Source organism: Caballeronia sp. ATUFL_F1_KS39, assembly GCF_023630985.1.
Lineage (GTDB): Bacteria > Pseudomonadota > Gammaproteobacteria > Burkholderiales > Burkholderiaceae > Caballeronia > Caballeronia zhejiangensis.
The window spans coordinates 1-13759 of record NZ_JALQDZ010000042.1 but is presented as its reverse complement, the minus strand read 5'-3'; the positions used below and the strand labels follow the sequence as shown (position 1 = coordinate 13759).

The 13759-nt window shown below is 65.3% G+C and carries 8 protein-coding genes and 2 pseudogenes; 9 read left to right on the top strand and 1 reads right to left on the bottom strand.

Translation table 11 applies throughout. The features are described from left to right. The first annotated feature begins 103 nt into the window (after positions 1-103). From NCR93_RS22595 to NCR93_RS22585, 3 genes are all read left to right on the top strand, one after another. Positions 104-2779 carry a winged helix-turn-helix domain-containing protein gene (locus NCR93_RS22595; protein WP_175981193.1) on the top strand — a complete coding sequence of 892 codons (2676 nt, stop codon included), beginning with the start codon at positions 104-106 and terminating at the stop codon, positions 2777-2779. A gap of 162 nt (positions 2780-2941) precedes the next feature. Further along, positions 2942-4066, top strand: a complete 1125-nt coding sequence (locus NCR93_RS22590; RefSeq protein WP_175981191.1) for a porin — start codon at positions 2942-2944, stop codon at positions 4064-4066. Between the two features lie 16 nt (positions 4067-4082). Further along, positions 4083-5759, top strand: a complete 1677-nt coding sequence (locus NCR93_RS22585; protein ID WP_175981189.1) for a fatty acid--CoA ligase — start codon at positions 4083-4085, stop codon at positions 5757-5759. Here NCR93_RS22585 and NCR93_RS22580 read toward each other — a convergent pair. Further along, positions 5741-7477, bottom strand: a complete 1737-nt coding sequence (locus NCR93_RS22580) for a SulP family inorganic anion transporter (RefSeq protein ID WP_175981187.1) — start codon at positions 7475-7477, stop codon at positions 5741-5743. The two genes, NCR93_RS22585 and NCR93_RS22580, sit on opposite strands and share 19 nt — an antisense overlap. A 196-nt stretch (positions 7478-7673) precedes the next feature. On the opposite strand from NCR93_RS22580, the gene glgX reads away from it, so the two are divergent. The 6 genes and pseudogenes from glgX to NCR93_RS22555 form a co-directional block, all read left to right on the top strand. After that, entirely contained in the window at positions 7674-9773 is a 2100-nt protein-coding gene (gene glgX / locus NCR93_RS22575; RefSeq protein ID WP_175981185.1) for a glycogen debranching protein GlgX, read from the top strand. A gap of 89 nt (positions 9774-9862) precedes the next feature. After that, the gene (locus NCR93_RS22570; protein ID WP_175981183.1) at positions 9863-11452 is read left to right on the top strand and encodes an aspartate-alanine antiporter-like transporter; all 1590 of its coding nucleotides are present in this window, start codon (positions 9863-9865) and stop codon (positions 11450-11452) included. Positions 11453-11494: 42 nt separating this feature from the next. After that, positions 11495-12490: a 2-hydroxyacid dehydrogenase gene (locus NCR93_RS22565; protein WP_008348512.1), complete on the top strand. Its 996-nt coding sequence runs from the start codon at positions 11495-11497 to the stop codon at positions 12488-12490. Positions 12491-12500: 10 nt separating this feature from the next. Then, positions 12501-13172 (top strand): VIT1/CCC1 transporter family protein, encoded by a 672-nt coding sequence (locus NCR93_RS22560; protein WP_175981181.1) that lies wholly within the window; start codon positions 12501-12503, stop codon positions 13170-13172. 88 nt (positions 13173-13260) lie between these two features. Next, positions 13261-13488: pseudogene (locus NCR93_RS32050) on the top strand (DUF2950 family protein); the annotation flags it as partial. A 21-nt stretch (positions 13489-13509) separates the two neighbouring features. Further along, positions 13510-13759: pseudogene (locus NCR93_RS22555) on the top strand (hypothetical protein); the annotation flags it as partial.

The following is a 13759-nucleotide window of genomic DNA, read 5'->3' as shown; positions in this document are numbered from 1 at the left end:
GAATCGTAGTGCGGGCGGCGGGCGAGCGCCCCTCTCGCGGCGGGAGGGGCTTGACGCACGCGCGCGATCCGAACCATCCTAGATGGAAGACAAAAAATTACCGATGCCCACCGACTCCCCATCCACCGAGCTCGTGCTGAAGACGATGGCGCCGCGCGCGCCGTCCGGGCTGCTCGCGCGCGCCCGTTTGAACGCCGACACCGCACGCAGCCAGATCGTGCTCGTGCAGGCCGGCGCGGGTTACGGCAAGACGTCGCTGCTCGCGCAATGGCGGCGCGAGTTTCTGGCGCACGGCGCGGCGGTCGCGTGGCTGCTCGCCGACGATCGCGACGACGCGGAGCGCTTCCTGCGCGCGCTCGTCCACGCGATCCGGACATGCTGCGCGCGGCCCTCGTTCGGGCGTCTCATCGCGGAAAATCCGGGCGTGCCCGCCGGCGCGTTCGATCTCGCCACCGCGTGGCTGGCGGAGCTTGCGCAGCTATCGCTCGATGTCGTGCTGATCGTCGACGAAGCCGATCGTCTGCCGGAACCCGGCGCGCAACTGCTCGATTACGTGATGCACAACGCGCCGCAGAATCTGCGCATCGTCGCGGCGGGCCGGCAGGGGCTCGACAAGCCCGCGGCGGAACTGCTCGCCTACGGACAGGCCGAACTCGTCGCGCCGGACGCGCTGCGTTTTCGCGTCGATGAAACCATCGCGCTCGTCACGCAGCGTTTCGGCGCGCGCGTCGACGCCGATGCCGCCGCGCGCCTCTTCGAAATCACCGGCGGCTGGCCGCTCGGCCTGCAACTCGCGCTCACCGCGATGGCGCGCGCGCAGGACCCGCGCACGGCGCTCGACAATCTCGCGGCGGGCCCGCGCGGCTTGCGCGAACCGCTCGTCGCGGCGCTGTTGAGCGAGCTGTCATCCGCCGATGAACGCCTGCTCGTCGACATCAGCGTCGTGGACGTGCTGCATCCCGACTTGTGCGAAGCCCTGACCGGCGACGCCGACGCGCCGCAACGCCTCGCACGTCTCACGCGCGATACGCCCGTCTTCGTGACGGCGGAGGAGAGCGACTGGTGCCGCCTGCATCCGCTCGTGCGCGACGTGCTGCAGACGCGCTTCGCCGCGCTCGCGGAGGATGCGCGCGCGGAGCTGCATCGGCGCGCGGCGCGCTGGCTCGGCGCGCGCGGCATGCTCGAACAGGCGGCGCGCCACGCGCACGCGGCGGGCGAGCGCGAACATGCGTACGAACTCGCGGAGCAGTCGCTGCACGACGCCGTGAAGCAAGGCCAGCTCGGCACCGTGCTCGAGTGGCTGGAACGTCTGCCGGAAGCGGAACTGGAAAAGCGTCCGCGCCTGTGTCTGGCGGTCGCGTGGGCGCTCGCGCTGGGCGAACGTCATCACGAGGCGCAGCGTCAGGTCGAGCGCGTGCTTGCATCGCCGGGTGCGGACGACGCCTTGCGTTACGAATGCGCGTTGATCCTGAGCGCGGCCGCGTGGTACGCCGACGATCCCGACCGCTTCCTGACGCTTTTCGAGCCGTGGGCGCAGACGCCGCCGCCCAAGGACTCGTGGCTCGCGCAGTCGCATGCGAACCGCCTCGCCGCCCGCGCGATGCTGCTCGGCGAGCCGGCGCAGGCGCGGCGTCTGCAACAGGCGGTGACGCGCGCGCAGATCGGCAAGGGGCTCGGCTATGTCGTGCGCTGGGGCGATCACATGGTCGGCCTGACGTGGCTTCAGGAAGGACAGGTGAAGCTCGCCGAAAGCGTCCTGCTGCCCGCGCTCGCGAGCGCCGAAGAAGACCTCGGGCGGCGTCATCCGCTGACGTGCATGTTCGCGGCGACGTGCGCGTCGATCGCGTATGAGGACGATCGCATCGACGAGGCCGCCGCGCTGCTCGCCAACCGTCTCGACGTGCTCGAACGCGCGGCGTTGCCGGAGACCGTCGTGCTCGCGTATCGCACGGCGGCGCGCATCGCGGCGTTGCGCGGCGACGAGCATCGCGCGCTCGATCTGCTCGAAATGCTTTACGCGATGGGCGTCGCGCGCAATCTGCCGCGTCTTTGCGTGACGAGCCTCGCGGAGCAGGTGAGCGCGCATGCGGGACGCTATCGCGCGCAGACCTGCGATGCGCTCGTCGAGCGTATCGACGCGATCGTCGATGAACACATCGCCACGCGCGGGCCGATCTGGAGCCGCTCCGTGCAGATGCTGCAGACGATGGCGCACGGCGGCGCGGCGCTCGCGCGTCAGGACTGGCCGGCTGCGGTCGAACCGCTCGCGCGCGCGGAACAGATCGCCGCGACGATGAAGCGCGGACGCGAGCGCATCGAGCTGATGGCGTTGCGCGCGTTCGCCCAGGAACGCGCGACGGGCGACGGCCACGCGCCGTTTCTCGAAGCGCTGAACCTCGCGCGCACGTATCACCTCGGGCGCGTGTTGATCGACGCGCATCCCGGTCTCGCCGACTGGGCGCGGCGCGTGAGCGAAGCGGGCGGCGTGGATGCCGGCGAGCGGCCGGTCGTGCCGCCGCATGTCGTGCGCGTGCCGCCGCGTTCGGGCGAAGGCGGGCCGCGCGCGTTGCCGAGCGTGATCCTCACGCCGAAGGAGCGCGAGATTCTCGAACTGCTCGCGCGCACCTTGAGCAACAAGGAAATCGCGCTCGCGGCGGCGGTCGGCGAGGGCACCGTCAAGTGGCATCTGAAGAATCTCTTCGGCAAGCTCGACGCCAGTTCGCGCAAGCACGCGGTGCGCCGCGCCATCGCGCTCGGCCTGCTCGAAGGCGTGCAATAGCGCCTTTTTCAAGCGTTTTCAGCAGGGTTTTCCCGCCTCTCTCGCAATCCCTACCCCTCTCTCCGTGAGAGGGGTTCGGCACTTGGCCGATGCGTATTCTTGCCTCCTGACGCCGCGACCCTATCGGTGCGCGGCGCATCCAGAACAAGATCAGGAGACTCGATGAAGCTCAGATTCGCCACTGCCGCAGGGCTCGTGCTGGCCGCCGGCGGCGCGCATGCGCAATCCACCGTGACGCTCTATGGCGTGCTCGACGCCGGCCTCATGTATCAGAGCACGTCGGCGGCGAGCTTCGCGCGCAACGCGCGGGACACGGGGAAGGTGTATCGCTTCAAGGACGGCGGCATCTATTCGAGCGTCTGGGGCCTGAAGGCCAGCGAAGATCTCGGCGGCGGCTACTTCATCAACGTGAAGCTGCAAGGCTCGTTCGATTCGGGCACCGGCAAGACCGGCCTCTCCGATACGCCCGGCGCCACCGCGATGTTCAATCAATACGCGACGATCGGCGTGTCCGGCCCGTTCGGCACCTTCAACGCGGGCCGCCAGATCGTGCCGATGATCTGGGCGATGTACGACACCGACGTGCGCCGCGCGCAGTATTTCGGCAGCGTGCTGACCGCATGGCTCGGCATGAACACGGCGGCCGGATGGCCCGGCACGAGCACCAACGGCTCGATCGGCGCGCTCTACGACAGCAACGCGCTCGTGTATCAGTCGCCGACGTATGCGGGTTTGTCGGCATCGCTCGAATATGCGCCCGGCGGCGTGGCGGGACAGTTTCAGGGCGGCACGCGCGAATCGGCGGTGCTGAAGTACTCGAACTTCGGCTTGACGCTGACGGCTGTCTACTACAACGGCCACGACGCGAATCCCGCGCCCGGCTCCGTGCCCACCGGACTCAACAACAATCGCATGATGTATTTCGGCGGCCTGTACACGACGCACGGCTTCTCGATCTCGATGTCCTACGCGAACGGCAAGAACCCCGCCGATTCGGATCGCGCGAACTTCGACATGTACTCGGGCGGTCTTGGCTATCGCTTCGCGCCCAATCTCAACGTGACGACCGGCGTCTACTACATCAAGGACAAGAACCAGTCGTCGAATCACTCGCTGGAATTCGCGATCGGCGCGGAATACAACCTGTCGAAGCGCACGCTCGCGTATGCCGAAGTCGGCCACGTCGACAACAACGGCACGATGAACCAGATGATCGCCTACGGCCAGCCGACCGCGCCGGGCAAGTCGACGACCGCGGCCATGCTCGGCCTGCGCCACAACTTCTGAATATTTGGAGACAAGGATGCAAGACACGTATTTCGACCCGCACGCCGCGCCCGACGCGTATTCGTACCCGTTGCTCATCAAGCAGTTGCTGCACACGCCGCTCGCGAATTCGCCGGATCAGGAGATCGTCTATCGCTGCGCGGTGCGGCAGTCGTATCGCACGATGACGGAGCGCGTCGCGCGCCTCGCGAATGCCCTCGACGCGCTCGGCGCGAAGCATGGCAGCACCGTCGCGATGATGGACTGGGACAGCCATCGCTATCTCGAATGCTATTTCGCCGTGCCGATGATGGGCGCGGTCCTGCAATCGGTGAACGTGCGGCTTTCGCAGGACGAGATTCTGTACACGCTCAATCATGCGGGCGCGGACATGCTGATCGTGCATACCGATTTCCTGCCGGTGATCGACGCGATCAGAACGCGCCTCGAAACCGTGCGTACTTTCATCTGGATCGATGAGCAAGGCGTCGCGGTTCCGGAGCACGGCATCGGGTTCGCGCGTGAATACGAAGCGATGCTCGCCGCCGCCGATCCCGTGCGCGAGTTTCCCGATTTCGACGAGAACACGCGCGCCACGACGTTCTACACGACCGGCACGACCGGCAAGCCCAAGGGCGTGTACTTTTCGCATCGCCAGCTCGTGCTGCATACGATTGCCGGAATGGCCGCGCTCGCGAGCCCGGCGAGCGGCCAGCGCTTTCATCGCGGCGATGTCTACATGCCGCTCACGCCGATGTTCCATGTGCACGCGTGGGGCATGCCCTACATCGCGACGATGCTCGGCGTGAAACAGGTGTACCCCGGCCGCTATGTGCCGCAGAACATCATGCGTCTGATCGAGGAAGAAGGCGTGACGTTCTCGCATTGCGTCGGCACGATCCTGCATATGCTTCTGACATGCCCGGATGCCGAAGCCGTCGATTTGCGCCGATGGAAGGTCGTGATCGGCGGCGGCGCGCTGACCGAAGGACTCGCGCGCGCGGCGCTCGGACGCGGCATCGACGTGTTCTCGGGATACGGCATGTCGGAGAGCGGTCCGCTGCTGAGTCTCGCGCAATTGCCCCCGCACGCGGACACGCTCGACGCCGACGAGCAAGTGCGCCTGCGTTGCACGACGGGCCGCGCGATTCCGCTCGTCGACTTGCGCATCGTCGACGACGAACTGCGCGAAGCGCCGCGCGATGGCCGCACGTGCGGCGAGATCGTCGCGCGCGCGCCGTGGCTCACGCAAGGCTATCTGAAGAATCGCGAGGCATCCGCGACGTTGTGGGAAGGCGGCGCGCTGCATACGCAGGACATCGGCAACGTCGATGCCGACGGCTATCTGCGCATCACCGATCGCGCGAAGGACGTCATCAAGTCGGGCGGGGAATGGGTGTCGTCGCTCGAAGTCGAAAGCCTGATCTCGCAGTTGCCGGGCGTGGCCGAGGTCGCGGTGATCGGCGTGCCCGATGCGAAGTGGGGCGAACGCCCGCTCGCGCTCGTCGTGCAGAAGCCGGATTGCGCGGCGCCGATCACGGAGGAAATGATCACGCGATATCTGCGCGGCATCGCCGAAACCGGACGCATCTCGCGCTATGCGGTGCCGCGCGACGTGCGCTTCATCGACGCGATCAGCAAGACGAGCGTCGGCAAGATCGACAAGAAGACGCTCCGGGCGCGCTTCGCCGACATTCAGGCGGCGGGCGTCTGACAGGCGAGCCAGGCGTCGACGGCGCTGCCTATCGTCGGATGAAAGCACGCATCGGGAAAGATCGGCGTCAGTTCGAAGCGCCTGAGCTTGTCGCGAACCGGGTCTTTCATCTCGGCGAAATGCAGCGCGATGCCGCGTTCCTGCAACGCGCGATGCAGTTCGCGCAGCATGTCGGCGGACGTGACATCGACGCTCGTGACCGGCTCGGCCGTCACGACGACGCGTTTGACTTGCGTCGGCGCCTGCTTCACCGCTTCGAGCACGCGCTGCTGGAACAGCTCGGCGTTCGCGAAGAAAAGCGGCGCGTCCCAGCGGAACAGCAGCAGGCCCGGAACCTGTTCCGCTTGCGGGTATCGCATCGTGTCGTGATAACCGCGCAGTCCTTCCACGCGCCCGAGCACGGCGTAATGCGGCCGCCATCCATCCCATAGAAATTCGATGACCGCGATCACCACGGCGATGCAGATGCCGGGAATCGCACCGAACACCGCCACGCCGGCGAAGCAGCAGATCGACAGCCAGAACTCCCATTGCTGAATGCGATAGATGCGCTTCAGATCCCTGAACTCGAATAGTCCGATGGCCGCGGCAATCACGACGGCCGCGAGCGCGCTGCTCGGCAGATGACGCAGCAGATTCGGCCCGGCGAGCAGCACGGCCGCCACCGCCACCGCGCCGGCGATGCCCGTCACCTGCGTGCGCGCGCCCGCCGCTTCCGCGACAGGCGTGCGCGACGAACTGCTGCTGACCGGGAAGCCCTGAAACAGACCGGTCGCGAGATTGGCGACGCCGAGCGCGATCATCTCCTGATTCGGATCGACGCGCGTATTGGCGCGCGCCGCGAAGGTACGCGACAGCACGCTGGTATCGGCGAAAGCGATGAGCGCGACCGCGCAGCCGCCGAGCACGATGCGCACGAAATCGGCATCGCTCAGCCACGGCAGCGAGAACGCGGGCAGTCCTTGCGGGATGGTCCCGAGCACTTTCACGCCGCGCTGGTCGAGATGGAACACGCTCACGCATAGCGTCGCGAGCACGACGGCGATGAGAATGCCCGGCACCTTGTCGAAGCGCTTGAGCAGGAGAATGAGCGCGAGGCTCGCCGCGCCGACGGCGAAGCTGTACCAGTTCGACTGGCCGGCGGCGATGCCTTTGGCGAGAGTCGCGAGATCGCGCAACGGCCCGTGATCTTCGATGGATATCGCAAAGAGCTTCGGCAACTGGCTGATCAGCACGGTCAGCGCGATGCCGTTCATATAGCCGTAGCGAATCGGCTTCGAGAGCAACTCGGTGACGAAGCCGAGCTTGAGCAAGCCGAAAACGACGCACACCATACCGGAGACGATCGCCATCATGCCCGCGACGGCGATCGCGCGCGACGGATCGCTGGATGCGCTCAGCACGACGACCGCGAGCACGGGCGCGGCGAGCGCGGAATCGGGGCCGAGCACGAGAATGCGGCTCGGGCCGAAGATCGCGTAGGCGAGTAGCGGGACGATCGTCGCATAGAGGCCGCACACGCCCGGCACGCCCGACGCCTGCGCATATGCGACGCCGACGGGCACGAGCATCGTCGTCAGCACGAGTCCGGCGATGATGTCGTTCTTCAGCCACCCCACGCGATAGTCGCGCAGCAACGCGATCAACGGCACATGACGCGACCAGCCTTGCACGCCGCCGCCGCTCGAGCCTTCTTGTAACGTTTGTTCGGATGGCATGACCGCTTCCACGCAACGTGTGCACTGATTCCGTTGTAGCCGGAATCCGAATGGGGTCAAGCGGATGAAACGATCCGACAGAAATATTGAAACGCTTAACACCCGCCGATGCGACGCGCGCCCGAGCCGTCCACTTGTAATCCGCGACGCCTCACATATCCTTGCTCAGTGTGACGAAGCGAAGCGGGAGACGACCATGAGCGATGTTCCTGCAGTCGCGCACGATCACGCGGGCTATCGCACGCGGACCGGCTCGCGCTTCCCGCTCGGCGCGACGGTCATGCCGGGCGGCGTCAACTTCTGCGCGTTCTGCCGGCGCGCGACGCGCGTCGAACTATTGCTGTACGCATCGGAAGAGAGCGTCGAACCGTTTCAGGTCATCGCGCTCACGAGCGAAACGAACCGCACGTATTTCTTCTGGCATGTGTTCGTCGAAGATCTGCCGCTGCGTTGCTGCTATACGTGGCGCGCATACGGCCCGCTCGACGTGCCCCAGATGAGCGACGAAGCCGCGAGCCGGAAGGAACTGCTCGATCCGCAAGCGCGCGGCGTGAGCGACCGCTTCTACGATCGCGCGCAGGCCGCCGCTGTGCACGCCGCCGAACACGCGTCGCTCAGAGGCATCGTGACGGAGCCGTTGAATCGGCCCGTCGACGACGTGGACATCCGCACGCTCGACGACGCGATCATCTACGAACTACATGTCGGCGGCTTCACGCGGCATGCGTCGAGCGGCGTGCGTCATCCGGGCACGTTCGCAGGTCTCATCGAAAAGATTCCCTATCTGAAGGCGCTCGGCGTCACGCATGTCGAACTGCTTCCCGTGATGGCCTTCGACGAACAGGACCTTCCCGCCTTCGCCGCCGAGCGCGGACTTCGCAACTATTGGGGCTACAGCACATATGGCTTCTATAGCCCGCATCCGCGCTATTGCGTCGAGCCCGCGCGGGCGCCGCAGGAATTCCGCGAACTCGTCGACGCATTGCACGCGGCGGACATTCGCGTGCTGCTCGATGTCGTGTTCAATCACACGTCGGAGGCGGGCAACAACGGCCCGCTGATCCACTTCAAGGTCTTCGCCAACGACGCCTTCTATCAGTCCGACCCGAACGATTCGCGGCGATACCTCGATTACACGGGCTGCGGCAATACGGTCAATTGCAATCATCCGCTGGTGTCGGCGTTCATCATGCGTTGCCTCGAATACTGGGTGCGCGAACTCGGCGTCGACGGCTTTCGCTTCGATCTCGCGAGCGTCTTTGCTCGCGGCGAGCACGGCGAATTGCTGCGCACGCCGCCGTTACCCTGGGCGATGGAAGCATCGCCGATCCTCGCGCGCGTGCCGTTGATCGCCGAAGCCTGGGATGCGGGCGGCCTTTATCACGTCGGCACGTTCCCCGGCATGGACTGGTCCGAGTGGAACGGGCGTTATCGCGACGCGATCCGGCGCTTCGTGCGCGGCGAGCCGGGCGTCGTCGGCGAAGTGTGCACGCGCATCGCGGGCAGCGCGGACCTCTACGAGGACGATGGCCGGCTGCCCGCGAACAGCATCAACTTCGTGACGTGCCATGACGGCTTTACGCTCGCCGATCTCGTCAGCTACGACGCGAAGCACAACGAGGCGAACGGCGAGGACAATCGCGACGGCAGCAACGACAATCTGTCGTGGAATTGCGGCGCGGAAGGCGAGACGGACGATCCCGCGATCATCCAACTGCGGCTTCGGCAGGCGCGCAACTTCATCGCGATCCTGCTGCTGAGCCAAGGTGTGCCGATGCTTCTCGCCGGCGACGAGCTCCTGCGCAGCCAGCGCGGCAACAACAACGCGTTCTGTCAGGACAACGCGCTTTCGTGGATGGACTGGCAACTTTCCGACGACGCGCGCGACATGTTGCGTTTCACGCGCGAGATGATCGCGCTGCGCAAGCGTCACGCGAGCCTGCGCCGCCGACGCTTTCTGACGGGACGTCCGGCGAACGGACAAACGCATCCCGATGTCGCATGGCACGGCGAACGTCTCGATGCGCCCGCGTGGCACGACCCCGGCGCGCGCTTCGTGGCGTTCACGCTCGCGGGCCGCGCGCCGGGCGAGCCGATGCTGCACATCGTCCTCAACATGAACGACGATGCGCGCGAGGCCGCGCTGCCGGCGGTGGACAATTCGAGCTGGCTGCGCGTCGTCGATACATCTGCCGAATCGCCGAACGACATTGTTCCGAATGTCGAAACGGCGCTCGTCGCGCGCGGTGCGTGCCGCGTCGAGGCGCGCAGCGTCGTCGTGCTTCAGTCCCGTTGAATGCGCACGGCGGTGCTGGACTGTGCGACGCAAAGCGCCTTTAATGTTCGTGTACTGCCGAGTTGCTTTGTCCACCCACAGGAGGCGGCATGGATGCAGTCAGAACCTTCCTCGAGAATCAGTCGTTGTTCGCGCTTTTTCTGACGATCGCGCTGGGCTATCTGATCGGTGAAATCAACATCAAAGGCGTGGCCCTCGGCTCCGGCGCGGTGCTGTTCGTCGGGCTCGCAATCGGCGCGTTCGCGCCGAAGTCCGCACCGCCGCCGTTGCTCGGCACGCTGGGGCTGCTGCTGTTCCTATACGGCATCGGCATTCAGTACGGCGCGCAGTTCTTTCGCGGACTGACGAGCCGCGAGGGCATGAAGGCGAACATCGCCGCGTGCGTCGGCGTGATCGTCGCGGGCCTCGTGGCGTGCGGCTTCATCCACTTCGGCATCAAGCTCGCCGATGCGCTCGGCATGTTCGCCGGCAGCGGAACCAGCACGGCGAGCCTGCAGGTCGCGATCGCATCGATGAAAAGCAACGATGCGGCCGTCGCGTACAGCATTTCCTATCCGTTCGGCGTCGCCGGACCGATCCTGCTCATCTATTTGCTCAACGTTGCGCTGAAGGTAAAGATTCAGAAGCCGCCCGCGAAGATACTCGAAACGGCCGAAATCGCGCTGCGAAACGCGGGCCTCATCGGCCTCAGGTTGTCGGAGCTGTCGAGCCGGCTGCCCTCGGGCGTGGCGATCGCGGCGGTGCGGCGCGCGCATCACAATCAGTTGCCCGCCGCCGACCTCACGCTGCGCGCCGACGACGTGCTGCTCGCCACGAGCACCGATCGCCGTCTGCTCGAAGAAGCCGCCGCGCTCTGCGGCGAAATGCAGCCGGGCCGCATGACGAGCCATCGCGAGGACCTCGACTACATGCGCGTGTTCGCGTCGAATCCGGCGGTCGTCGGCATGGCGCTCGGCGACATCCGCTTTCCCGATGGCGTGAACTGCGCCATTGCGCACGTGCGGCGCGGCGACGCGGACATGCTCTCGACGCCCGATCTCATCCTCGAAGCGGGCGATCGCGTCGGGCTGCTCGTCAATCGCGCGCATCAGGCGACCATGCGGACGTTCTTCGGCGATTCGATCAAGGGCACGGCGGACCTGAGCTTCATCTGCCTCGGCATCGGCGCGGCGCTGGGCTTGCTGGCCGGCGCGATTCCGCTGCCGATTCCCGGCCTCGGCGCGTTCAGTCTGGGTCTCGCCGCGCTGCTCCTGGTCGCGCTGTGTCTCGGCAAGGCGCGCCGCAACGGGCCGTTCGTCTGGGTGATGCCGCTGTCCGCGAATCTCGTCTTGCGCAATCTCGGCCTCACGATTTTTCTCGCGCAAGTGGGCATTTCGTGCGGGCCGAAGTTCGTCGACACCGTTGGCACCGCCGGGCCGATTCTGCTGGTCTTCAGCATCATCACGGTATTCGTGCTCGTGGCGGTCACGGCGATATGCTGCCTGTGGATTTTCAGGCTGCCGTTCGACACGTCGATCGGCGTGATCTGCGGCGCGACCGGCAATCCGGCGATCCTCGCGTTCGCGAACCGCGTCGCGCCGACGGATCAGCCGGACATCATGTACGCGATGATTTTTCCGTCGATGACCATCGTCAAGGTGTTATTCGTGCAGATCGCCATATCGCTGGCCGCGGGTTAGGCTCTTGACCGGCCCGTCAATACAATTTTCAAGGAGTGCATCATGGAAGTGGCGATCTATAGTTCGACCCCTTACGAGCGTCAGTACATCGACCAGGCGAACAAGAAGGAAAACCACAAGCTCCGGTACCACGACATGTCGCTCGACATGGACACCGTCGAGCTCGCGGCGGGCTACGGCGCGGTCTGCATCTTCGTCAACGATACGGCGAATGCCGAAGTGCTCGAAGCGCTGCACAAAGGCGGCACGCGTCTCGTGGCGCTGCGCTGCACCGGCTTCAACAACGTCGATCTCGCGGCCGCCGCGAAGCTCGGCATCAAGGTGGTTCGCGTCGTCAACTATTCGCCGAACTCGGTCGCGGAGCACGCGGTCGCGCTCTTGCTCGCGATCAATCGCAAAGTGCATCGCGCATACAACCGCACGCGCGATTCGAACTTCTCGCTCGACGGCCTCATCGGTTTCGATCTGTACGGCAAAACCGTCGCGGTCGTGGGAACGGGCAAGATCGGCTGCGTGTTCGCGAAGATCATGCAGGGCTTCGGCTGCAACGTGATCGGCTACGATCCGTATCCGTCGAAACAGTTCGAGGCGCTCGGGTTGCGTTACGCGACGTCCGGCGAGATCGGCGAGAAGGCGGACATCGTCGCGCTCTTTTGCCCGCTGACGCCAGAGACGCATCACATCATCAACGCGGAATCGCTCAAGCGTTCGAAGCACGGCGCGTTGCTCGTCAATACGAGCCGCGGCGGACTGATCGACACCGAAGCGGTGATCGAAGCGCTGAAGACGGGACAACTGGGCGGCCTCGCAATCGACGTCTACGAACAGGAAGCCGATCTCTTCTTCCGCGATCTCTCGAGCGAAATCATCACCGACGACGTTTTCCAGCGGCTCGTGTCGTTTCCGAATGTGATCGTGACGGGGCATCAGGCTTATCTGACGCGCGAAGCGTTGACGACGATCTGCGAAACCACGCTGCAGAGCATCACGGCTTTCGAGAACAATCAACCCCTGGAAAACGAGGTGAAGGTCGGATAGCCGCGCGCTCATGCACGACGAGACTTCGCCGGGCAAACGCACGCGAGCGCCGGTGCTCGACACCGTCGATCGCGTGTCGGAGTTGTGCTTCGGCCTCTTCATGGCGCTGACGTTTGTCGGCACGGTATCGGCGGCGACGGGCGGCGAGGCGGCGGGACACAAGATGCTCTACACGGCGCTCGGCTGCAATCTCGCGTGGGGTCTCGCCGATGCCGTCATGTATCTCGTTCGCACGATCGCGGACCGCGCGCGCAGGCACGCGCTCGCGCTTGCGATCCAGCGCGAGCGCGACGCGGCGGCGGGCGTGCGCATGTTGCGCGAGAGAGTATCCGCGACGCTCGATCCGTTCATCTCCGACGACGATCTCGAATCCATCCGCAAGCGCATCGCCGCGAGCGACAGCCTGCCGGAACGCGCGCGCTTCGTGCGCGACGATTTTCTCGCGGCGCTGGGCATCTTCATCATCATCGTACTGTCGACCTTTCCGGTCGCCGCGCCTTTTGTTCTCGTCAAGCACGTTCCGACCGCGCTCTTCATATCGCGCGTGCTCACGCTCGCGATGCTGTTTTGCTGCGGCTTCGCGCTGGGCGGTTATGCGGGTTGGCGCGGCTGGAAAGCCGGTCTCGCGATGATGGCGCTCGGCGTGCTTCTGACGATGGCGATCATCGCTTTAGGCGGGTAATTAAAAGCCCGAGTCGTTCGACAAATCAGCGAACAAACACCTATGCGGCGATTCTTGAATTCGCCAGGACGTTCGCATATCTTCGAATATGCATGTTTTTCGCGGCGCTGCGTCCGGCGCGCATCAAGCTACAAACGGCAACACGAGAATACAAATTTGCTGTTCTGGTCAGAGGTTCTTCACGCGTTCGCTTCCTGAATCCGGAGTGGTCTGTATTGCAGACTATCGCGTGCAATCCGGCGCAAGCGGCGCGATGACTTTCATTGTCAATAACGACGGCGTCGTGTATCAAAAGAATCTTGAATCGCCAACTCTGGAAATCAGGCAAGGAGTCGCCATGAATGCAACGAGATTGCGTGCCGGCTGCGCCATCGTGATCGCCGTGATGGCGCTCGACGCCATTGCGCAGAGCAAGCCGATCGCTTATCCGGCCAAGGGACAGAGCGCGCAGAAGCAGCAAAGCGACGACGGCGCGTGCTACAGCTGGGCGAAGAGCAACACGGGCATCGACCCGGCGACGGCATCGGCGGCGCCGCCACCGCAAGGCGGACCGGCTGTGGGCGGCGGCGAGCGCGTCGGCGGCGCGG